Origin of the sequence: Propionicimonas sp. T2.31MG-18 (assembly GCF_964266745.1) — a bacterium.
GTDB lineage: Bacteria > Actinomycetota > Actinomycetes > Propionibacteriales > Propionibacteriaceae > Propionicimonas.
The window spans coordinates 31,477-52,674 of sequence record NZ_CAXWGX010000001.1 but is presented as its reverse complement, the minus strand read 5'-3'; the positions used below and the strand labels follow the sequence as shown (position 1 = coordinate 52,674).

At 71.0% G+C, this 21,198-nt stretch carries 18 protein-coding genes; 11 read left to right on the top strand and 7 right to left on the bottom strand.

All coding sequences use genetic code 11. The features are described 5' to 3' along the window. Nucleotides 1-85: 85 nt before the first annotated feature. Genes ACFQQJ_RS00265 through ACFQQJ_RS00250 form a run of 4 tightly spaced genes read right to left on the bottom strand, consistent with a single transcriptional unit; the run spans nt 86 to nt 3,387 of the window. Entirely contained in the window at nt 86-1,429 is a 1,344-nt protein-coding gene (locus ACFQQJ_RS00265) for a neutral zinc metallopeptidase (protein ID WP_377103056.1), read from the bottom strand. 53 nt (nt 1,430-1,482) lie between these two features. Then, nucleotides 1,483-2,556 (bottom strand): winged helix DNA-binding domain-containing protein, encoded by a 1,074-nt coding sequence (locus tag ACFQQJ_RS00260; RefSeq protein ID WP_377103055.1) that lies wholly within the window; start codon nt 2,554-2,556, stop codon nt 1,483-1,485. A 1-nt stretch (nt 2,557) separates the two neighbouring features. Next, entirely contained in the window at nt 2,558-2,938 is a 381-nt protein-coding gene (locus ACFQQJ_RS00255; RefSeq protein WP_377103054.1) for a hypothetical protein, read from the bottom strand. Between the two features lie 26 nt (nt 2,939-2,964). Further along, the gene (locus ACFQQJ_RS00250; RefSeq protein WP_377103053.1) at nt 2,965-3,387 is read right to left on the bottom strand and encodes a MarR family winged helix-turn-helix transcriptional regulator; all 423 of its coding nucleotides are present in this window, start codon (nt 3,385-3,387) and stop codon (nt 2,965-2,967) included. A gap of 52 nt (nt 3,388-3,439) precedes the next feature. Between ACFQQJ_RS00250 and ACFQQJ_RS00245 the strand changes: the two genes are divergently transcribed. The 9 genes from ACFQQJ_RS00245 (at nt 3,440) to ACFQQJ_RS00205 (ending at nt 15,426) form a co-directional block, all read left to right on the top strand. Beyond that, complete coding sequence (locus ACFQQJ_RS00245) at nt 3,440-5,245, top strand: ABC transporter ATP-binding protein (protein WP_377103052.1); 1,806 nt, start codon at nt 3,440-3,442, stop codon at nt 5,243-5,245. Nucleotides 5,246-5,331: 86 nt separating this feature from the next. Continuing rightward, a complete protein-coding gene (gene pulA / locus ACFQQJ_RS00240; protein WP_377103051.1) occupies nt 5,332-8,016 on the top strand; it encodes a pullulanase-type alpha-1,6-glucosidase in 2,685 nt (894 codons plus the stop codon). A 197-nt stretch (nt 8,017-8,213) separates the two neighbouring features. Continuing rightward, complete coding sequence (locus ACFQQJ_RS00235; protein WP_377103050.1) at nt 8,214-8,474, top strand: sulfurtransferase TusA family protein; 261 nt, start codon at nt 8,214-8,216, stop codon at nt 8,472-8,474. A 4-nt stretch (nt 8,475-8,478) separates the two neighbouring features. Further along, nucleotides 8,479-8,907, top strand: coding sequence for a hydrogenase iron-sulfur subunit (locus tag ACFQQJ_RS00230; RefSeq protein ID WP_377103049.1), 429 nt, complete (start codon nt 8,479-8,481; stop codon nt 8,905-8,907). 39 nt (nt 8,908-8,946) lie between these two features. Then, the gene (locus ACFQQJ_RS00225; RefSeq protein WP_377103048.1) at nt 8,947-9,426 is read left to right on the top strand and encodes a DsrE/DsrF/DrsH-like family protein; all 480 of its coding nucleotides are present in this window, start codon (nt 8,947-8,949) and stop codon (nt 9,424-9,426) included. 33 nt (nt 9,427-9,459) lie between these two features. Then, nucleotides 9,460-12,183, top strand: a complete 2,724-nt coding sequence (locus tag ACFQQJ_RS00220) for an FAD-dependent oxidoreductase (RefSeq protein WP_377103047.1) — start codon at nt 9,460-9,462, stop codon at nt 12,181-12,183. Then, nucleotides 12,180-13,982 (top strand): CoB--CoM heterodisulfide reductase iron-sulfur subunit A family protein, encoded by a 1,803-nt coding sequence (locus ACFQQJ_RS00215; protein ID WP_377103046.1) that lies wholly within the window; start codon nt 12,180-12,182, stop codon nt 13,980-13,982. The genes ACFQQJ_RS00220 and ACFQQJ_RS00215 overlap by 4 nt, the downstream gene beginning before the upstream one ends. Continuing rightward, complete coding sequence (locus ACFQQJ_RS00210; protein ID WP_377103045.1) at nt 13,979-14,254, top strand: MarR family transcriptional regulator; 276 nt, start codon at nt 13,979-13,981, stop codon at nt 14,252-14,254. The genes ACFQQJ_RS00215 and ACFQQJ_RS00210 overlap by 4 nt, the downstream gene beginning before the upstream one ends. Next, entirely contained in the window at nt 14,251-15,426 is a 1,176-nt protein-coding gene (locus tag ACFQQJ_RS00205) for a 4Fe-4S dicluster domain-containing protein (RefSeq protein ID WP_377103044.1), read from the top strand. Before ACFQQJ_RS00210 ends, ACFQQJ_RS00205 begins: the two co-directional genes overlap by 4 nt. A gap of 100 nt (nt 15,427-15,526) precedes the next feature. Here the strand turns inward: ACFQQJ_RS00205 and ACFQQJ_RS00200 are convergent, their stop codons facing one another. The 3 genes from ACFQQJ_RS00200 to ACFQQJ_RS00190 are packed head-to-tail and all read right to left on the bottom strand — an operon-like array spanning nt 15,527 to nt 17,950. Next, nucleotides 15,527-16,087: a DsrE/DsrF/DrsH-like family protein gene (locus ACFQQJ_RS00200; RefSeq protein ID WP_377103043.1), complete on the bottom strand. Its 561-nt coding sequence runs from the start codon at nt 16,085-16,087 to the stop codon at nt 15,527-15,529. Between the two features lie 12 nt (nt 16,088-16,099). Further along, nucleotides 16,100-16,414 carry a TusE/DsrC/DsvC family sulfur relay protein gene (locus ACFQQJ_RS00195; RefSeq protein ID WP_377103042.1) on the bottom strand — a complete coding sequence of 105 codons (315 nt, stop codon included), beginning with the start codon at nt 16,412-16,414 and terminating at the stop codon, nt 16,100-16,102. 12 nt (nt 16,415-16,426) lie between these two features. Further along, on the bottom strand, nt 16,427-17,950 hold the full coding sequence (locus tag ACFQQJ_RS00190; protein WP_377103041.1) for an NAD(P)/FAD-dependent oxidoreductase: 1,524 nt from the start codon (nt 17,948-17,950) through the stop codon (nt 16,427-16,429). 213 nt (nt 17,951-18,163) lie between these two features. Here ACFQQJ_RS00190 and tkt point away from each other — a divergent pair, with 213 nt between their 5' ends. Beyond that, nucleotides 18,164-20,245, top strand: a complete 2,082-nt coding sequence (gene tkt, locus ACFQQJ_RS00185; RefSeq protein WP_377103040.1) for a transketolase — start codon at nt 18,164-18,166, stop codon at nt 20,243-20,245. Beyond that, a complete protein-coding gene (locus ACFQQJ_RS00180; protein WP_377103039.1) occupies nt 20,242-21,186 on the top strand; it encodes a DMT family transporter in 945 nt (314 codons plus the stop codon). The genes tkt and ACFQQJ_RS00180 overlap by 4 nt, the downstream gene beginning before the upstream one ends. Nucleotides 21,187-21,198: the final 12 nt, after the last annotated feature.

Below are 21,198 nucleotides of genomic sequence, written 5' to 3'. Positions count from 1 at the left end.
TCTGACCAATTGTGCGTTGGTGAGACGGCAGGCCGTGCCCCGAGCCCAGCCACCATCGCGCGCGGGCGCGCCGACGGCCCGTCGCTCACTTCACCACCGAAGCCTTGACCTTCCAGGTGTTGCAGGCGCCGATGGTGGAGGCGTCGAGACCGCGACGTCCCCAGTAGCGCTCGGCCTTCACCGAGCCGTGGCCCTTGGCGTCGTTGGTGTAGCTGAATTGGTACTCCGCGTCCGACCGGTCGAGACTGTCGAATCCCAGGTCGGAGTGGGTCAGCTGGTAGTGGGCCATGCAGTGGGCCTGCAGTTCCACGCGGCGGGTGGTCACCGCCCGGCTCTCGTCCAGCGCGTCCTCCGCGGAGAAGATGCCGGCCAGCTCCTGCACGTGGTGGGCGTACTCGTGCATCACGAATTGCGCCACGGCCAGCCGGTAGTAGCGACCCTGCTGGTAGGAGGCGGTCGAGAAGTACAGCGTGCGGTCGGCGCTGCAGTACGCGGCGGGGAAGGTGTTGCCCAGCTTGCCGCACGGGGTGGTGGTGCGGACGTCGTAGAACGTGACCTTCGGCTTGGCGAACTCGACCGCTGTCGGCGCGAGCGCCTTCTTCCAGGCCGTGTTCTCACAGGCCAGCAGGGCCTTCACCTGGGTGCGGAAGGCCGCCTTGCTGCTCGGCCTGCCCTGGCTGGGGCACTTCGCCGGCACCTTCACCGTGTAGATCGGGTTCTTCTTCAGCACCGCCACGGGGTCGCTCGGCATCGTCGGGCTGGGCTCGGCCGTCGGCGAGCCGGGCGTGGGGCTCGCCGAAGCGGACGGCGGCACCGGCGAGGCCGTGCCTTCCGGACGGCGACCGGGCACCTCGAGGGCCGTGAAGGACGGCACGGCCAGCGCAGCGATCAGTCCGACGACGACCACACCGACCACGCTCAGCAGCGCCACCAGCCAACCGCGTCCCGCCGAAGGGGGTGGGTCGTACCGCCCGTCCGAGAGTGCCCGGGGCGGGGCCGCCACCCAGTGTGGGGGAGGGCCCTGCGGCGCTCCGCCCGGGGGTGGGAACCCGGCCCGGCCGTGGTACGGCGGCGTCCAGGGTGCGCCGGGAGGGGCCTGATGGGCGTAGGGCTGGGGGGCGGTGGGCCGGCCGTACGGGTTCGGGTACGCCTGGCCCGGGTACGGCGGGGGCGGGTACGGCGGGGGCGGGTACGCCTGGCCCGGGTACGGCGGGGGCGGGTAGCCCTGGAAGGGGCCGGGGTGGGTGGGGCCGGAGGGGGGCTGCTGCCAGGAGGGGTCGGGCGCGGCGAAAGCCGGCCCCGCCGCAGCACCCGCGTACTGGTCGGGGGTGGGGAAGGCCGGAGGCGTCGCATCCGGCCCTGGAGCCGGTGTCGCAGGGGTGTCCCACAGGCGCGCGGGTCCCCCGACGGGGTCCTGCTCGCTGCTCATGGGGCTCCTTCGCGGTCGTTGCCCAGCCTAGGTGTACGAACCGGCCTGTGTGCTCAGGCGATCACCGTGGCGAGCGTCGCGGCGGCATCGTCGATCGCCTGGAGGGCCGAGGGGGACAGGGTGGTGTCGAGCTCGAGGTCGATCCGGACGCGACCGCCGCGGCGGGTTCGTTTCCAGGCGCCCACGTCCTCCAGGTCGCACAGCACGACCCCACCGCCCGCCTCCGCGAACCGGTAGGGGTCCTCGCCGGCGGGGTGCCCGGCCGACCGCGGCCAGGGCACCGTCCGGTAGCTGAGAAAGACCTCGTCGAAGGTCGAGACCAGCCAGGCCCGCTGCGCCCGGCTGGCCGGCAGGACGGCGTCCGGGGCATGCCATAGCACCTGTCCGTCCACCACGAGCGGGGCGACCTGCCCGTCGAGGTCGCGCAGCGCCGTCCGCACCTCGCCGAGCGTGACGCGGGCCCAGCGCACCAGGTCGGACGGTGAGACGGGCCCGTGCCCGGCGACGAAGCGACGCACGAGCTCAGCGAGGGCCTCCCGGTGCTCCCGGGGACGGCTGGCGGGCACCACCTCCTCGACCAGGGCGTAGTGGTGCTCGGTGCCCTCGACCGGAGCGGAACAGATCAGTGCCCGGAGTTCGCCGAGCAGCAGGACGTGCCCCACCTGCTGGCCGAAGAGCGGGTCGTCCCGGTCGAGGACGCCGGCTCCGGCCAGCGCCGCGCCGAGGGTGGGACGCGGGGCGAAGCGAAGCCCGGCCAGCGCGTCGGCCACCACGGAGAGTCCGGCGTCGACCCGGGCAGCGGTGAGCGACAACTGGCGGTGGCGCGACGCCATGCCGGATTCGACCTTCTCGGAGGTGAGCGCCAGCAGCCAGCACAGGTCCTCGGCGGCGAGGTAGTGCCACGTCGGGCGCAGCACGTGGGTGCGGACGAGCTCACCGCGCGCGACCGCGGCCCGGACACCGGCATCGGTGCCTCCGCAGCGCAGAGCGATCATGGCCCGTGCCAGGGGCGCGTCCTGGGCCTGGACGCAGAGGAGCTCGGCCACCGCCGACGCCGGTCCGGACGCGGGCGGCCCGTTCAGGCGCTGGGTGGCAAGGCGTGCGGCAAGCACCCCGTCGCGGTCCACGTCACTCCCGGAAGCCGGCGTAGAACACGGCCAGGGCGAAACCGAGCGCCGCAAGGAGCACGCGCACCCACCGTGAGGGGGGACGCACCGACTCCGCCGCGCCCCACAGGGCCAGCGCGGCGAGGCCGAGCCCGACCGCGCGTCCGGGGAAGGGCACCCGCAGCCCGAGGGCGCCGATGACCGCTCCGGCGGCCACCGCTGCGGCGCCGATGACCTCGAGGGCGCCACGCACGCGGCGTCCCACCCGGACCCACCCGGGTTCGGCGTCGGCTGCGCGTCGTCCGGCGGCGGGGGTGCGCGAGAACAGCTCGACCAGCCCGGTCACGGCGAACCACGCCGCGACGACCACGGCGAGGACCACGTCCCACCCGATCCGATCCACCAGCACCTCCTCAGGCGTGGAGCAGTCTAGGGCGCACCGCCGCCGAGCCTGGCGAGCAGCGCGGCCAGGGTGGCCCGGTCCTCGGCTCCGAGGCAGCCGAACAGTTCCGCGCCGACCTCCGTGCGGATCCGGTCGACCTCCGCGAGTGCCCGGCTGCCCTCCGGCGAGATCGCCAGCAGGTGGGCGCGCCGGTCCGCCGGGTCGGTGTCACGGACGACGAAGCCGCCGGCCACGAGCCCCGCGACGGCGTCCGTCGCGGAGCGGGCGACGATCCCCAGGTGTTCGGCCAGTTCGGACGGGCGCAGCGGTCCGGCCCCGGAGATCACCCGGAGCGCCCGCGACTGGTGGAGGTTCAGCCCGAGGGGGGCGATCCGGCGCTGGGTCTCGCGGCGCAGCTGCCTGGCGACGCGGAGGAACTCCTCCGCGAGGGCCTCCGGGAATACCTCCATGGCACCACAGCTTATATCCTGTGGTTACCTCACTAAACTTCGGAGGCCGCAGATGAGCCTGATGGCGACGAGCCCTGTCGAGATGCGCGGGCCCTCCCGGATCAACCCCGCCGACCGCGCGCAGCTGGCCGAGTCTCCGGTGGCCTTCTCCCGCGTCGCGGCGATGTTCCGGGGCCACCGCCTGGAACTGGCCGCCGTCACCGGCATCATCGTGGTCGCCTCGGTTGTCGGCCTCGCGCAGCCGTTCCTGCTGCGCGAGATCATCGACGTCGCCCTGCCCGGCGGCGACACCGTCCTGCTCGCCTGGCTGGTGGCCGGAATGGTGGCCGTCGCCGCCGTCACCGGCGTCCTCGGGGTGTGGCAGACGTGGCTCGCGACCGGGATGGGCCAGCGCGTGATGCACACGCTCCGCGTGAAGGTCTTCGCCCACCTCCAGGCCCAGTCGATGGAGTTCTTCAAGCGGACGCGGGGCGGCGAGATCCAGTCGCGACTCCTCCAGGACGTCGCGGGCCTGCAGTCGGTCGTGACCACCACCGCCACCTCGATCGCTGCCAACCTCACCACGGCTGTGGCCACCGCCGTCGCCATGCTGGTGCTCAACTGGCGGTTGTCGCTGCTCTCGCTCCTCGTCCTTCCCCCGGCCATCGCGCTCACCCGTCGCGTGGCCCTGGTGCGCCGCGACATCACCCTCGCCCAGCAGCGCGCGCTGGCCGACCTGCACACCCAGGTCGAGGAGGCGCTGAGCGTGAACGGGGCGATGCTCACCAAGACCCTGGGCAGCGGGCCCGCCCGCGAGCACGACTTCGCCGACACCTCCTCCGCGCTGATCGACCTGGAGGTGCGCTCCCAGCTGGCCGGGCGCTGGCGGATGGCGACCATGGGCATCGTCTTCGCCGCCATCCCCGCGTTGCTCTACCTCATCGCCGGCTTCCCCGGCCTGTCCGGCGACATCTCCATCGGCACGCTGATCGCCTTCGCCAGCCTCCAGGGGACGATCTTCCGGCCGATCATGGGCCTGCTGAACGTCGGCGCGCAGTGGGTGGCGTCCATGGCCCTGCTCAGCCGCATCTTCGGCTACCTCGACCTGCCCGTGGAGGTGCCGGAGCCCGCGCACCCGGTGCGGCTCGACCCCGCGTCCGTGCGGGGAGAGGTGCGGTTCGAGCGGGTGGGCTACCGCTTCCCCGACGGCACGCAGGACGCGCTGTCCGGCATCGACCTCAGCATCGGGGCGGGCCAGTCGGTCGCGGTCGTCGGCGAGACCGGCTCGGGCAAGTCCACGCTGGCGGCGCTGCTCGTCCGCCTGGCCGACCCGACAACCGGACGGGTGAGGGTCGACGGCGTCGACCTGCGTGAGCTCGCGAGCGAGGACCGGACGCGGATCGTGGGCATGGTGACCCAGGAGACCTACCTCGCGCACACGACGATCGCGGCCAACCTCCGGGAGGCAGCGCCCGGGGCGAGCGACGAGGAGTTGTGGGCTGCCCTCGAGGCGGCGCAGGTGGCCGACGTGGTCGCCGGGCTGCCTGACGGCCTCGACACCGTGGTGGGCGCGCGGGGCCACCGCTTCAGCGGCGGCGAGCGGCAGCGCCTCGCGATCGCACGGACGCTGCTCGTCAACCCGCCCATCCTGGTGCTCGACGAGGCCACCTCCGCCCTCGACACCGACACCGAGCGCGAGGTGCAGGCCGCGCTGGACACCCTCATGGCCGGACGCACGACCCTGACCATCGCCCACCGGCTGAGCACCGTCCGGGGCGCGGACCAGATCGTCGTGCTCGACCGGGGCCGCATCGTCGAGCGCGGACGCCACGACGAGCTGCTCGCCCGGGGCGGCCGGTACGCCCGCCTGCACGGTTGACCAGCGGGGGCGGCGGTGTTGGTGCATCCTTTCGCCCCGGATCTGGTGAACCCTGCCCGGGTGCGGCCGGTGGCAGAATCGGCAGGGTGCAGTGGACGGCCGATGACGCCCCCGGCCTCGAGGAGGCCCCGGGCCACTGGCTGCGTCCCGGCGTGATCGCCTGGCCGCCCGGGCACCTGCCGCCGGGAGAGGCGCCCGCCTCGCTCGACTGGCGGCTGCACTGGTCGGCAGAGGACCACATCGACCCCACGGCGAGCGAGCCGGTGCCCTGGCACACCGCGTCCCTCCGGTTCGACCCCGCGGGCCTCCCCGCCGACCTCGTGGCACGCTTCCCGCACCTGCACGCCCACCTGGCGCTCCGGCTGCCGGACGAGGCCGCGGCCAGCGCTGCCGAGGCCGTGCGCTGCCAGGTGGCGGTGAGCGCCCACCGGCCCTCCGGGCGGCTGCTGGACGCGGGGCAGCTGCAACTCGCCGGAGTGATCGACGAGCTCTCCGCCTCTGCGGCCGACGCCGACCTCGGCGCCACGTGGCACCTCGGCACCCCCACCCTCCGGTTGTGGGCGCCGACCGCCCGCCAGGTGGCCCTGCTGTTGTGGCCCGTGGGAGCGAGCCTCCACGACGCCCCGGAACGACGCCGGATGGTCCCCGCGGACGACGGCACCTGGGCGGTCACCGGCGAGGCGGGGTGGCGAGGTGCCCGCTACCGCTACGAGGTGACCGTCTACACCCCGCACCACCGGCGCGTGGTCGCGAACCAGGTGACCGACCCGTACTCGGTGTCGCTCACCGTGAACTCCACCCACTCGGTGCTCGTCGACCCGGCGGACCCGGCGCTCGTCCCGGCGCAGTGGGCGTCCGCGGTGCCGCCGCGGCTGGAGCACCCGGTGGACCAGGTGGTCTACGAGCTGCACCTGCGGGACTTCTCGATCTCGGACGCCAGCGTTCCCGCGGGCCTCCGCGGCACGTACCTCGCCCCCACCGTGGACAGTGCGGGCATGGCGCACCTGCGGCGGCTGGCGGACGCGGGGCTGAACACCGTCCAGCTGCTGCCGCTGTTCGACAACGCCACCGTCGAGGAGCATCCCGAGCGACGCATCGCGCCACCGTGGGAGCACCTGAAGCAGCTGCCGCCCGACAGTCCGGAGCAGCAGCGCAGCGTGAACGCTGCCGGCGGGCGCAGCGGCTTCAACTGGGGCTACGACCCCTGGCACTACTTCGCACCGGAGGGCTCCTACTCCTCGACCCTGGACGCCGCAGAGGGCGCGGCGCGGGTGTCGGAGTTCCGGGCGATGGTGGGCGCCTTCCACGCCGCGGGCCTGCGCGTCGTGCTCGACCAGGTGTTCAACCACACCGCGAGCGCGGGCCAGGACAGCAAGTCGGTGCTCGACCGGATCGTCCCCGGCTACTACCACCGCCTCGACGCCGTCGGTGCGGTGGAGACCTCGACGTGCTGCCCCAACGTGGCCACGGAGAACCTGATGGCCCAGAAGCTCATGGTGGACGCGTGCGTGCACTGGGTGCGGCACTACCGCGTGGACGGCTTCCGCTTCGACCTCATGGGCCACCACAGCCGGGCGAACATGCTGGCGGTCCGGGCGGCGCTGGACGCGCTCACCCCCGAGGCCGACGGGGTGGACGGCCGCGCGGTGACGATGTACGGCGAGGGGTGGAACTTCGGCGAGGTGGCCGACAACGCCCGGTTCGTCCAGGCCACCCAGGGCCAGCTCGGCGGCACCGGGATCGCCACCTTCTCCGACCGGCTGCGGGACGCCGTCCGCGGTGGGTCGGTGTGGGACGCGGACCCCCGCAGCCAGGGCTTCGGTACGGGCCTGCTCAGCGCCGACAACGGCACCGGAGTGAACGGGGACGAGCGGCTCCAGGGCGAGCGGCTCGCCTGGTACACCGACCTGGTCCAGCTGGGGCTGGCCGGCACCCTGCGCAGCGTCCGCTTCGGCTCGAACTCCCGCCACGCGGACGTCACCGGCGAGCAACTCGACTTCGGTGGTCGCCCGGCGGGCTACGCCGACGAGCCGGGCGAGGCGATCAGCTACGTGGACGCCCACGACAACGAGACACTGTTCGACGCGCTCACGCTGAAGCTCCACCCGGCGACGCCGATGGCGGCGCGGGTGCGGCTCAACACGGTCTGCCTCGCGCTCGCCACCCTCGGGCAGAGCCCGGTGATGTGGCACGCGGGCACCGACATCCTGCGCAGCAAGAGCCTCGACCGGAACTCCTACAACTCCGGCGACTGGTTCAACTACCTCGACTTCACGATGACCGACAACGGATTCGCCGCCGGGCTCCCGCCCGAGCGCGACAACGCCCAGGCCTGGCACGTGCTGGCGCCGCTGCTGGCCGACCCGCGCCTGAAGCCGTCACCGGACGACATCCGCCGGGCCCATGCCCAGGCCCTCGACCTGTTGCGGCTGCGCGCGTCCACGCGGTTGTTCCGCCTGGGCAGTGCCGCCCGCGTCAGGGCGAAGGTGTCGTTCCCGGCCTCCGACAGCTGGCACCAGCTCCCCGGCGTCGTCGCGATGGCGGTCGACGACCGCACCGATCCGGTGGACGAGCGGTGGTCGGGCCTGCTGCTGGTGGTCAACGCCACGCCGTGGCTGGTCCGGCAGGTCCTTCCGATGGACCTTGCGGGCTTCCGGCTGCACCCGGTGCAGCAGTCCGGGACCGACGAGATGGTCCGCGGGGCAGAGGCGGGCACGGACTGGGTGACCGTCCCGGAGCGCACGGCCGCGGTCTTCGTCCGTCCCCGCTGACCGGACGCACCGGTTCAATGATTCGCTCGCTCGACGTATCGAAAATGCCGGTGGCAGCCGCGATTTGAGGCCGCGGCGGTCCGTCGGATGGGTGTTGCGGAATTGCCGTCGAAAACGACGTGCGGGTACCCCCGGGGGTGTACGCTTCTGAGTACCGGACAGAGCTGTCCGGACAGAAATGAGGAGTACGAAGGACAATGTCCGCAACCATCACTGAACTCAAGTCCATTGCGTCCCCGGTCGTCGTCGACGCCCGCGGTGTCTCCTGCCCGGGCCCCATCCTCGCGGCGAAGAAGCAGATCGGTGGCGTGCCCGTGGGCAACGTCATGGAGGTCCTCGCCACCGACTCCGGGACCCTCAAGGACATCCCCGCCTGGTGCCGCAAGATGGGCCACGACTTCCTCGGCTCGTTCGAGGAGGCCGGCTCGATCCACCTGTTCCTCCGCAAGGCCAAGTAGTCCGATGTCCGGAGCTGCTGGCCCCGGCGACAGCTCGCCACGGATCCTGGTCTTCTCCACCATCAACATCTCCGACCCCGGCATCGACCTCGCCGGCAGCCGCCACCTCGAGTACCCCGCCACCGTGCAGACGATGGCGGTGCCCTGCAGCAGCGGCCTGAAGCCGTCCTGGCTCGTGCACGCGCTGGACAGCGGTTTCGACGGCGTCTTCGTCGCCTCGGACGGGGAGGAGTGTGCCTACCTGCCCGACTGCGCGGAACGCACCGCGCACATCATCAGTCAGGCCCAGGCGATCATGGCCGAGCGAGGCATCCCGGCACAGCGGCTGAAGATGGCCGCGCTGTGCTCGGTGTGTGCCGAGCCGTTCGCGAACTACATGCGCGAGTTCTCCGCCGCACTGACGCGGCTGGACGAGAGCGCGTCCGTGGCCTGAACCGGGCCACCGACAACGACGACACAGTTAGGAACCTCCATGTCGAAGAAGACCATCATTGTCTTCAGCGGCGACTACGACAAGCTGATGGCGGCATTCATCATTGCCAATGGTGCTGCCGCGATGGACGACGAAGTCACCATGTTCTTCACATTCTGGGGATTGGCCGCATTGCGCAAGCCGGTGGGCGCGGTGGCGAATTCCGCGGACAAGAGCGGCCTCCAGAAGGCATTTTCGGCAATGCTGCCGAAGCACGCCGAGAAACTCGGGCTCTCGCGGTTCAATTTCGCCGGCGCCGGTCGTTCGATGATGAAGAAGGTCATGAAGTCCGAGAACGTGATGACCGTGGCGGAGCTCATGGAGACCGCGCGCGAGCAGGGCGTGAAGATGATCGCCTGCACGATGTCGATGGACGTTCTCGGGATCGGCAAGGACGAGCTCGTGGACGGCATCGAGTACGCCGGGGTGGCGACCTACCTCAGTGAGGCCGACGAGTCCAACGTCAACCTCTTCATCTGACCGCACACCTCGTTTCACAAGGAGCGATACGCGATGGACTATGACGTCCTGGTCATCGGCAGCGGCATCGGCGGCATGGAGTCGTCGATCAAGCTGGCGGACATGGGTTACCGGGTGCTGCTCGTGGAGAAGGAGGCGAGCGTCGGCGGCCGAATGATCCTGCTGTCGAAGGTGTTCCCGACGCTCGACTGCGCCTCGTGCATCTCGGGGCCCAAGATGTCGTCGACGATCAATCACCCGAACATCACGACGATGGCCTACAGCGAGGTCCAGGGCATAAGCAGAAATGCTGATGGCCAGTTCCTGGCAGCCATTCAGGAGAAGTCGAAATTCGTCGACTGGGCGGCCTGCACCGGCTGTGACGCGTGCCAGAAGGCATGCACGGTCGCCGTCCCGGACCAGTTCAATGCCGAACTCGCCGCACGGCGGGCCGCGTACATCGCGTTCCCCCAGGCCGTCCCCAAGAAGGCGATCCTGCAGCGCGAGGGGACGTCGCCGTGCATCGGCGCGTGCCCGGCCGGCATCAAGGCCCACGGGTACGTGTCGCTGGTACGCGGCGGCAAGTACGAGGAGGCCTTCCAGCTCGTCCTCGACGCCACGCCGCTGGTCGGCACCCTCGGCCGCGCGTGCTACGCGCCGTGCGAGTCGGAGTGCACCCGGACCAAGCTCGAGGGCCCCGTCCCGATCCGGCTCCTGAAGCGGTTCGCCGCCGATCGGCACTACGAGGGCGCCGGGGCGGCCGACGGTCCGGCGATCGAGGTCGCGGAGCCGAACGGGAAGCGGGTCGCGGTCGTCGGTTCCGGCCCGGCCGGCCTGACCGCGGCCTGGCAGCTGGCCCGCAAGGGCTACCAGGTGACGGTGCTGGAGAAGAGGTCGCAGCCGGGCGGCTACCTCCGTCACGCCATCCCGACCTACCGGCTGCCGCACGAGGTGGTGGACGCCGACATCGCCAACCTCACCTCGCTCGGGGTCGAGATCCGCTGCGACGCCCCGGTCTCCGATCCCGAGGCGCTGAAGGCCGAGGGCTACGACGCGGTCGTCGTGGCGACCGGCACTCAGGTCGCGACGCGCATGGGCGTCCCGGGTGAGGACGCCGAGGGCTCGGTCAACGGGCTGGACTTCCTCGCCGCCGTGGCGAACGGCGCAGCTCCGGACCTCACCGGCCGGCGGGTCGTCGTCGTCGGCGGCGGCAACGTCGCGATGGACGCCGCCCGCGTGTCCCTGCGCCTCGGCGCGTCCGAGGCGCGGGTGGCCTACCGGCGCACGCGCTCGGAGATGCCCGCCCACCACGTGGAGAGCAAGGACGCCGAGGCCGAGGGTGCGGTGTTCGAGCTGCTCGTCGCCCCCACAGAGGTGGTGACCCGCGACGGCCGCGTCACCGGGCTGAAGCTCCAGCGCATGCAGCTCGGTGCGCCGGACGCGTCCGGGCGCCGCAGCCCCGAGCCGGTCCCCGGCAGCGAGTACGTGCTCGACTGCGACCTGGTGATCTCCACCATCGGCATGAGCCCCGACCCTGCGCCGTTCGCGAGGCTGGCGGACACGCGCGGCCGGATCACCGTCGACCCCCGGACGCTCCAGACCTCTGTGCCCTACCTGTTCGCCGCCGGCGACGTGACCGCGGGAGCGACCGACATCACCCGCGCGATCGGGTCGGGCCGCAGGGTCGCGCACATGGTCGACCGCTGGCTCACCGGCCAGCCGATGGACGGGTTCGTCGCCCTCGACGACCGGCTGGAGACGATCGCCCCCGACAGGGTGCTGGCTCGGCAGACGGCCTTCGGCCACCGTCACCCGGTCAGCGGCGAGGTCTCGCTGGTGGACCACCCGCGCGACTTCTCCGAGATCGAGGCCCCGCTGACGCTCGCGCAGGCGCGTGCCGGTGCCGGCTCCTGCCTCGACTGCGGGGTGTGCTCGGAGTGCCAGCAGTGCGTGCAGGCGTGTCCGGCCTTCGCCATCCGGATGGACCAGCGCGACCAGGTGCACGAGGTGCGCGTGGGTGCGGTGGTGGTCGCGACCGGCCACAAGCTGTTCGCCGCGGACCTGAAGCCCGAGTACGGGTTCGGGAGGTTCCCGAACGTGATCACCGGCATGCAGATGGACCGGCTGCTCGCTCCCACCCGTCCGTTCAACACCGTGCTGCGGCCCGGCGACGGAAAGGTGCCCGAGCGCATCGGCTACATCTCCTGCACCGGCTCGCGCGACAAGACCGTCGGCAACCCGCTGTGCTCGAAGTTCTGCTGCATGTACTCCATCAAGCAGAACCAGCTGATCATGGGGGCGCTGCCGCTGGCGGACGTGAGCATGCACTACATCGACATGCGGGCCGCGGGGAAGCGCTACGAGGAGTTCTACACGCAGGCCCAGGACATGGGCGCGCAGTACATCAAGGGCCGCGTCTCGAAGATCACCGAGGAGCCCAACGGCGACCTGCTGGTTCGCTACGAGGACATCGAGGGTGGGGGCGGCATCGTCGAGGCGTCCTACGACCTCGTGGTGCTCGCCGTGGGCATCCAGCCCAACCGTGACGTGGAGAAGCTGTTCTCCCAGGCCCCGCTCGGGCTGGACGAGTACTACTACGTGGCCGAGCCCAGCGCCGAGCTGAGCCCCGGCCAGACCAGCATCCCCGGGGTCTTCGTCGCCGGCACCGCGTCCGGGGCGAAGGACATCGTCGACACGATCCTGCACTCCGGCGCGGCGGTCGCCCAGGTCGCCGCCCACCTCGAACACCACCACTTCACCGAGGAGGTGCCGGTATGACCACGCCGGACAGCCCCGAGCCGGTCGCGGACGCCTCCGCGACGTCGGGCAAGCCCGAGCGCCGGATCGGCGTCTACATCTGCCACTGCGGCGGCAACATCTCCGACTACGTGGATGTGGAGGCCGTCCGGGAGGCGCTGAAGGACGAGCCGGGCGTCGTGGTGTCGGAGTCGCCGGTCTTCGCCTGCTCCGACGGCACGCAGCACGACATGATCGACGACATCCGCGGCCGGAACCTCGACGGGCTCGTGGTCGCGTCCTGCTCGCCGAAGCTGCACCAGGTGACCTTCCGCAACGTGGCGAAGCGGGCCGACCTCAACCAGTACGCCTACACCCAGGTGAACGTGCGCGAGCAGGACTCCTGGGCGCACCCCCACGACCGCTCCGGCGCCACGGAGAAGGCGATCGGCCTGGTCAGGGCGGGCGTCGCGAAGACGCGCCTGTCCGACCCGCTGGAGCCGCTGGTCGTGCAGACCGTGCCGCGGGCGCTGGTCGTGGGCGGCGGCATCACCGGCCTGCGGGCCGCGATCGGCCTGGCCGACGTCGGCATCCAGGCCGTGGTCGTGGAGCGCGCGGCCACCCTCGGCGGCTGGGTGGGCACCTTCGGGGCGACCTTCCCCGATGACGCGTCCGGCGCGGAGGAGGTCGCCGGCCTGGTCGAGGAGATCAGGAAGCGCCGCGACATCACCACCTACACCGGCGCGGAGCTGACCGGGAAGTCCGGCAGCTTCGGCAACTACACCGTCGAGCTCACCCTCCACCGGGACGGGTCGGACAAGGTGCTCAGCCTCGAGGTCGGCTCGATCATCGTGGCCACCGGGTTCGACGCCTACAGCCCCGACGACGGCGAGTTCGGCTACGGCATCGACGGTGTGGTCACCCTGCCCGAGTTCAAGGCCATGGTGGACGCTGCCCCGTCCGGCGGGCTCACCTGGCGGGGACGCCAGGTCCGCTCGATCGCCTACGTGTACTGCGTCGGCTCCCGGCAGGAGGCCGGCGGCAACGAGTACTGCTCGAAGTACTGCTGCACCGCCACCATCCACGCGTCGCTCCAGGTCGGCACGGTGGACCCGTCGATCCGGCAGTACCACCTGTACCGCGACATCCGCGCGTACGGCCGCAACGAGCTGCTCTACAACGCCTCCCGGGAGGCCGGCTCGACGTACGTGAAGTTCGCCGACGACCAGCCGCCGAGCGTGGCCGCCCTCCCCACGGGGGGCCTCGCCGTCACGGTGACGGACCTCCTCACCGAGAGCCGAGAGCTCACGATCGGGGTCGACCTGGTCGTGCTGGTGACCGGCATGGTGCCGCGGGATCCGTCCCGGCTCGTCGAGGTGCTGAAGCTCCCCGTCGGCAGTGACGGCTTCTTCAACGAGATCCACCCCAAGCTGCGTCCGGTGGAGACGGTGGTCGACGGCGTGATGATCGCCGGCTGCTGCCAGAGCCCGCGCACGGTCGGGGAGAGCGTCTCCGCCGGGCTCGCGGCCGTCGCGCAGAGCGCGGCGCTGCTGAAGAAGGGGTTCGCGGAACTGGAGCCGCTGGTCGCGCGGGTGAACCCCGAGAAGTGCACCGGCAGCGGGGAGTGCCTCTCGTCCTGCCCGTACGACGCGATCACCAGCATCGAGTGGGAGGGGCGGTCCATCGCGTCCGTCGACCCGGCCACCTGCAAGGGCTGCGGCGGCTGTGTCCCGGTCTGCGGGAGGGACGCGATCGACCTGCTCGGCTACACCGATGCGCAGATGCGCGCGGCCATCGAGGAGATGGTCGCGACCGAACGACCCAAGGAGCCGGTGGCATGACCCAGGTACTGCGTGACCCGCGCGAGGTGATCCGGGAGGAGCCGCTGATGCACGCCCCGATCCTCGCGGCCGTCGCGGACGGAGGGAAGACGATCGGCGAGATCGCCGAGCGCCTCGGCCACCCCACCCACGAGGTCGTCTACTGGGTGATGGGCATGCGCCGCTACGGCCTCCTCGTGGAGAGCACCGAGGCCGACGACGACGGCTACTTCAGCTACCGCGCCGTGGGCCAGGGCCCCGCGGCGGTCCTCGAGGAGTGTGAGTACGAATGACAGCGACGGTGGATCCGCACCTGATCACCGACCTCCAGAAGTTCGGGGCCGCGGACATCAACGCGTGCTTCAGCTGCGGCAACTGCACGGCCATCTGCCCGCTCGCCGACAGCGACGCGATGTTCCCGCGCAAGCTCATCCGGCTCGCCCAGGTCGGGCTGACCGACGACCTGGTGTCGAGCAAGGAGCTGTGGACCTGCTACGGCTGCGGCGTCTGCACCACCCGCTGCCCGCAGCAGGCGGACCCGGGCGAGTTCATGGGCACCGCGCGCCGCTACGCGATCGCCCACTACGACAAGAGCGGGATCGCCCGCGTGCTCTACACCAGGCCGGTGATCGGCAGCGCGATCGCGATCGGTGCCGCAGCCTTCTTCGCGCTCTTCTTCGCCGCGGTGCGGGGTGAGCAGAGCCGTGACACCCTCGCCCTGTTCGACTTCATCCCCTACAGCGTGATCCACACGACCGGCATCGTGCTGATGGTCGTCGTGGCGCTGTTCAGCCTGCTCGGCGTGGGCCTGCTGGCCCGGGACATCGCCCGACGCGACCAGGTCACGTGGTCGGCGCTGTTCGGCAGCCGGCAGGCGTGGGGACGGACGCTCCGCGCGGCGTGGTACGCCCTCGGCATCGAGTCGCTGGGACAGAAGCGGTACCGGGAGGACTGCCACGACGACGAGCCGGTGGAGCCGCTGTACCGGCGGCGCTGGCTGATCCACGCGCTCACCCTGTGGGGCTTCCTCGGGCTGCTGCTCGCAACCACGCTCGACTACGGGATGGACCTGCTGGGGATCAAGGCGACCGGCACCCCGGTGCCGATCTGGTACCCGGTCCGGCTGCTGGGCACGGTCGCCGGCCTCGCGCTGATGTACGGCGTCACCTGGTTCATGATCCGTCGCTGGCAGGAGACCCGCCAGGGCAACGACACCAGCAAGCCGTCGGACTGGTTGTTCCTCGTGCTCCTGTGGGTGGCGGGGCTCACCGGCTTCGTGATCGAGGCGGCGCTGTACGCCGAGCCGGTGCCGGGCTGGGGCTACTGGGTGTTCCTGCTGCACGTGGCCATCGCCATGGAACTGGTGCTGTTCCTGCCGTTCACCAAGTTCGCCCACGTGATGTACCGGCCGGTCTCGCTGTTCTTCTACGGCCTCGTGAAGGACGCACAGCGCACTGCTGGCTGAGCCCTCCGGGGCGGCGGTGGACAACTGCCCCCCGGGGGCGATCGTGGCGAACGCCTGTGACCAACCACGCGGAAGCGGCCCCCAGGGCCGGCGCCGGGGCTCAGATGAAGATGATCTGGCCGCCCTCGGACAACTCCATGAAGTCGGTCGCACTGATCACGGCCTCGACGCCCTCGTAGAGGTCGGCCTCGTTCAGCTGCATCATGTCGAACGACATGCGGCAGGCCCACAGGTGGCCGCCCATCTCGACGATCTGCTCCAGCATCTCGGGCACGGTCGGCACCTCGAGGTCGGCGATCTGCTTGCGCATCATCTTGGTGGCCATCCCGGTCATGCCGGGGATGGCACCCATCAGCGCGGGCAGCGGCATGTTCGGGGCCTGGACCAAGTGCATGGCCGTGTTCCCGAGCGGGTTGAACTTCAGGTGGTCCATGCGGGAGTTCGTGATCATGTCGAAGCCCCAGAAGGTGAAGAACAGGTGCGTCTCGATGCCTTCGCCCAACGCGGCCGCCCCGAGGATCAGGCCGGGGTAGGCCATGTCGAGGTTGCCCTTGCTGCAGATGATCACCAGCTTGCGCGGGGTGGGGGTGGACGACGTCGGGGCCGGGCAGTCGGCGCCGTCGAAGTCGGGCACGATCGGTGCGGAGATGGTGTCGGTCATGGTCGTGCTCCTTTACACACAGCCCTTGGGCTTCGGGAGGCCGGCGATGTAGGCCAGCTTCTTCGCCGGCTTGCCGGGGAAGAGCTCGAACAGCTGTTTGATCGGGTAACCGCCGACCGTGCTGGTGCGACGCAGCGTGGCGGTCTCGCCGCGGCCCGGGTAGTCCATCCTCAAGAACCGGATCGGGCCCCAGTGGGCGTCGGTCAGCTCGATCCCGATCAGCCGGGCGAGCTCGGCGCCGAGCTTCTCGTCCCACTGGTCGTAGACGGTCAGGAATCCCTCATCGTTCACGTCGATGGGGCGCCCGGCGATCATGGTGGTGGGCATCGGTGACTCCCTTCAGAACTTGGGGACGATCGGCTGGGGCAGAACGGTGGTCGGGTCGGCGGTGGAGTCCACCCCGGGACGGTCGACATAGCCGCCGACCGGAGCGGACGGCCGAGGTGCGGGCGCCGGTGTGGCGGCAGGACGCGGGGCCACCAGCGGTGTGGTCTCCAGCCGTGGCTTCGCCGGCGCACGTCCCTTCGACGCGACGGGCTCAGCGGTGGTCTTCGCCGGACGGGGCGGGGGGGCCGGGCTGGACGGTGCCGGCGTGGTCGGCATTCCCGTGCCCTCTGCCGTCACGTCGGTCTCCACCCGCTTGCCGACCAGGCTCATCGCCGTCGGGATCAGTGGGATCGGTCGCCCGGGCAGCAGCAGGTTCCAGTAGATCCAGCGGAAGGCCAGCTTCCCGATGTGGTTGAGGTGGGTCTCCTTGAGCAGCTTGAACGGACCGACGGCCGGCAGTGGGAAGTTCCCGGTGAACGGTTCGGTGGTGTAGTTGAAGTCGAGCAGCATGCCCTTGCGGTTGCCGGACTCGATGAAGCAATTGGCGTGCCCGTCGAAGCCGTGGGTGGCGGGCCGGCCGTTGAACTCGTCGACGAAGTTGTGCACGAACACGTCCACGGCGAAGTGGGCCACTGACCCGGCCTTCGAGGTCTGCAGCGTGCCGGCGTCTCCGAGTACCCACACGCCCGGATGGGCGAGGCTGGCCATGGTGTGCTGGTCGCACGGGACGAGGTTGAGCTCGTCGCCCATCCCCGAGCGGGCCACGTAGTCGGCGCCCATGTTCAGCGGCACGGTGACCAGCAGGTCGAACCCGATCCGGCGGCCGTCGAAGGACACCAGCTCGCAGGTGTTGTTGTCGATGCGCTCGACGGCGAAGTCGGTCTCCAGCCCGACCTGCCGGTCGACCAGCGCGGTCGCCAGCTCCCGGGACGCGACTGGCTTGGTGAACGCCCCGTCGAGCGGAGTGACGTAGGTGACCTCCGTCCGGTCCCGGATGCCGTGCTTGCGCAGCCAGTCGTCGGCCAGGAATGTGAACTCCATCGGCGCGACCGGGCACTTGATCGGCATCTCGGTGATGTGCACGACCAGTCGGCCGCCACGGAACCGGCGCATCGCCTCGGTGAGCGCCTGCGCACCCGGGAGGCTGTAGAACTCGTGCACCTTCTCGCCCCACAGCGCACCCTGCATCCCAGGCGTAGCGTCAGGACGCGGGGTGACGCCGGTGGCGATCACGAGGTAGTCGTAGGACAGCGTCCGGCCGTCCGCGAGGTGCACCGTCTGGTAGGTCGGGTCGACGCGATCGATCTCGGTGAGGACCAGGTCGACGCCGTCGTCGATGAACCGGTGCCGGGAGCGCACAATGTCGGTCGTGTTGTAGATCCCGAAGGGCATGAACAGGTAGCCCGGCTGGTAGTGATGGGCGTCGTCCCGATCGACGACGGTGATGTGCAGTTCGTGGGTGCCCACGGCGGCCCGGAGCTTGTTGGCCACCATCGTGCCCGCGGTCCCGCCACCAAGGATGACCAGTCGCTTCATCGTTGAACTTCCCGTCGGTGGTGTTGGTACCAACAGTACCTGAGGGGGTATCTGCTCGGGCCGATTCGGGGCAAGTGCGCGCGGTCGTGCCCGGGGCGCCGTAGTGCAACATCCGGTCGCCGGACGGGCCTGCCATCCTGAGTGTGAAATGCTGGCGGCGAGCGCCAGAACGGCTATTGTTACGTTTCAAAACGAGTTGGGAGAAGGCCGACGATGACCGATTTCACCTGGACCGAGCTGGATCAGCGGGCGGTGGACACCGCGCGGGTGTTCGCGGCGGACGCGGTGGAGAAGGTGGGCAACGGGCACCCGGGTACCGCCATCTCGCTGGCGCCCCTGGCGTACCTGCTGTACCAGAAGGTGATGACCGGTGACCCGGCGGATCCGACCTGGGCGGGCCGCGACCGGTTCGTGCTGAGCATCGGCCACTCCTCGCTCACGCAGTACTGCCAGCTGTTCCTGGCCGGCTACGGCCTGGAGGCCGCCGACCTCGCCTCGCTGCGCACCGAGGGCTCGCTGACCCCGGGCCACCCGGAGTACGGCCACACCGCGGGCGTGGAGTGCACCACCGGCCCGCTGGGTGCCGGCGTCTCCGATGCGGTCGGGTTCGCGATGGCCGCGCGCAGGGAGCGGGCGCTGCTCGACCCGTCCACCCCGCTGGGGGAGTCGAGCGTGTTCGACCGCACCGTCTACTGCATTGCCGGTGACGGCTGCATGCAGGAGGGCGTGGCCGCGGAGGCGTCCTCGCTCGCGGGGGCGCAGAAGCTGGGCAACCTGGTGCTGATCTACGACGACAACCGGATCTCGATCGAGGGCGACACCAAGATCGCGTTCACCGAGGACGTCGCCGCCCGGTACGCCGCCTACGGCTGGCACGTGCAGACCGTCGACTGGACGAACGGTGGCACCGGCTACGTCGAGAACGTGAAGGCCCTGTACGAGGCCATCGAGGCCGCGCGGGCGGTCACGGACAAGCCGTCCTTCATCAAGCTCACGACCGTGATCGGCTGGCCGCTGCCCACCAAGGCGGGCCACCACTCCGTGCACGGCGCCAAGCTGGGCGCAGAGGAGGTCGCCGGGCTGAAGAAGCTGCTCGGGTTCGACCCGGAGCAGAGCTTCGTCGCCGAGCCGGAGGTGCTCGAGCACACCCGCTCCAACGCCGCGGCGCGCGCGGCCGCGGCCAAGGCCGACTGGCAGCCCCGCTACGACGCGTGGCGCAGCGCCAACCCCGGGCAGGCCGCCCTGTTCGACCGGCTGTCCGCCCGCGCCCTCCCCGAGGGCCTGGCCGAGGCGCTGCCGGTGTTCCCCGCGGGCAAGAAGGCCACTCGGGCCGCGTCCGGTGAGGTGCTCACCGCGCTGGCCGACGTCATGCCCGAGCTGTGGGGCGGTTCTGCCGACCTCGCCGGCTCGAACAACACCACGATGAAGGGCCAGCCGTCGTTCCTCCCGCCGGAGCAGTCGTCCCACGACTTCGCCGGCGACTACTCCGGCCGCACGCTGCACTTCGGCATCCGCGAGCACGCGATGGGCAACATCGTGAACGCGATCACGATGTCGGGCCTCACCCGGGCCTACGGCGGCACCTTCCTGGTCTTCGCCGACTACATGCGCGGCGCCGTCCGACTGGCAGCCCTGCAGAAGGTGCCGAGCATCTTCGTCTGGACGCACGACTCGATCGGCGTCGGCGAGGACGGTCCCACCCACCAGCCGATCGAGCACCTCGCCAGCCTCCGGGCGATCCCCGGCCTCGACGTGATCCGTCCCGCGGACGCCAACGAGACCGCCCAGGCGTGGGCGGCAGCGCTGGCCCACACCGACCGGCCGAGCGCCCTGATCCTGTCCCGTCAGGACCTGGCGACGATCGACCGCAGCCTGCCCGGTGTCGCCCCCGCGTCCGACCTCACCAAGGGTGGCTACACCCTCGTCGACGCCGAGGGTGAGCTGAAGGTCGTGCTGATCGCGACCGGCTCCGAGGTCGAGGTCGCCCTGGCCGCCCGCGACGTGCTCCAGGCAGAGGGCATCGGCACCCGCGTGGTCTCCATGCCGTGCACCGAGTGGTTCACCGCGCAGGACGCCGCGTACCGCGCGTCGGTCCTGCCGGCGGGCGTCGCCCGGGTGGCGGTCGAGGCCGGCTCGCCCATGGGCTGGCGCGACTTCGTCGGCGACGCCGGCGAGATCGTGGCGATCGACCACTTCGGCGAGTCCGCCTCGGGCAACCTGCTGTTCGCGAAGTACGGCTTCACCGCGGAGAACGTCGCCGCGCACGCGAGGACCGCGCTCTCGCGGATCGGGTGAGCGTCACCGTCTCCTCACGGGGCCAGCGGCTGCGCGCGAACGGCGCGCTGCTGCTGGCCTCGGCCCTGTGGGGCTTCGCGTTCGTCGCCCAGCGGGTGGGGGCGGACCACGTCGGCCCGCTCACGTTCACCGGCGTCCGCTTCGCGATCGGGTCGGCCGTGCTGATCCCGGTGATCCTGCTCCGCGACCGGGTGCGCGGCGTCCCTGCCCCCAGGAGGGCCGCCGCGACGCGCGCGGTGCTCGTCCCCGGGATGGTCGCGGGTGTCTTCCTGACCATCGCGGTGAACCTCCAGCAGGCCGCCATGGCCGACACCCCGGCGGGCAACGCCGCCTTCATCACCGGCCTGTACATGGTGTTCGTGCCGGTCATCGCCGCGTTCCGCGGCCACCGCAGCAGCCCGGCCACGATCCTCGGCGTGCTCTCGTCACTCGCCGGGCTGTACCTGATCAGCGTCAGCGATGCCCTCACCATCGGCACCGGCGAGCTGCTGCTGATCCTCACCTGCATCCCGTGGGCCATCCAGATCCTCGTCATCGAGCACTACAGCCCCCGCCTGTCCGCGCTGCGGTTCGCGGTCGTCCAGTTCCTCACCTGCGCGGTGCTGAGCAGCCTGGCCGCGCTCGTCCTCGAGCCGGCGCCGTTCACCGGCCTCGACCAGGCCGTCGTCCCGCTGCTGTACGGCGGCCTGGTCTCTGTCGGCATCGCCTTCACCCTGCAGGTGGTGGGCCAGCGGCACGCGCTGGCCACCCACGCCTCCCTGATCATGGCCACCGAGTCGGTGTTCGGGGCCATCGGCGGCGCCATCCTGCTCGGCGAGAACATGGGGCTACGCGGCTACGCCGGTGCCGCGCTGATGATCGTCGGGATCGTGGTGTCCCAGCTCGGGCTGCCCGCCGCACCCCTGGACGACCTCGCCGACGCCGCCGAACCGCTCCCGTAGCATGGAAGCCGC

Coding starts and splice junctions, on each gene's coding strand:
- ACFQQJ_RS00265 (WP_377103056.1), bottom strand. CDS start 1,429: ATGAGCAGCGAGCAGGACCCCGTCGGGGGACCCGCGCGCCTGTGGGAC.
- ACFQQJ_RS00250 (WP_377103053.1), bottom strand. CDS start 3,387: ATGGAGGTATTCCCGGAGGCCCTCGCGGAGGAGTTCCTCCGCGTCGCC.
- ACFQQJ_RS00245 (WP_377103052.1), top strand. CDS start 3,440: ATGAGCCTGATGGCGACGAGCCCTGTCGAGATGCGCGGGCCCTCCCGG.
- ACFQQJ_RS00235 (WP_377103050.1), top strand. CDS start 8,214: ATGTCCGCAACCATCACTGAACTCAAGTCCATTGCGTCCCCGGTCGTC.
- ACFQQJ_RS00230 (WP_377103049.1), top strand. CDS start 8,479: ATGTCCGGAGCTGCTGGCCCCGGCGACAGCTCGCCACGGATCCTGGTC.
- ACFQQJ_RS00225 (WP_377103048.1), top strand. CDS start 8,947: ATGTCGAAGAAGACCATCATTGTCTTCAGCGGCGACTACGACAAGCTG.
- ACFQQJ_RS00220 (WP_377103047.1), top strand. CDS start 9,460: ATGGACTATGACGTCCTGGTCATCGGCAGCGGCATCGGCGGCATGGAG.
- ACFQQJ_RS00215 (WP_377103046.1), top strand. CDS start 12,180: ATGACCACGCCGGACAGCCCCGAGCCGGTCGCGGACGCCTCCGCGACG.
- ACFQQJ_RS00210 (WP_377103045.1), top strand. CDS start 13,979: ATGACCCAGGTACTGCGTGACCCGCGCGAGGTGATCCGGGAGGAGCCG.
- ACFQQJ_RS00205 (WP_377103044.1), top strand. CDS start 14,251: ATGACAGCGACGGTGGATCCGCACCTGATCACCGACCTCCAGAAGTTC.
- ACFQQJ_RS00200 (WP_377103043.1), bottom strand. CDS start 16,087: ATGACCGACACCATCTCCGCACCGATCGTGCCCGACTTCGACGGCGCC.
- ACFQQJ_RS00195 (WP_377103042.1), bottom strand. CDS start 16,414: ATGCCCACCACCATGATCGCCGGGCGCCCCATCGACGTGAACGATGAG.
- ACFQQJ_RS00190 (WP_377103041.1), bottom strand. CDS start 17,950: ATGAAGCGACTGGTCATCCTTGGTGGCGGGACCGCGGGCACGATGGTG.
- tkt (WP_377103040.1), top strand. CDS start 18,164: ATGACCGATTTCACCTGGACCGAGCTGGATCAGCGGGCGGTGGACACC.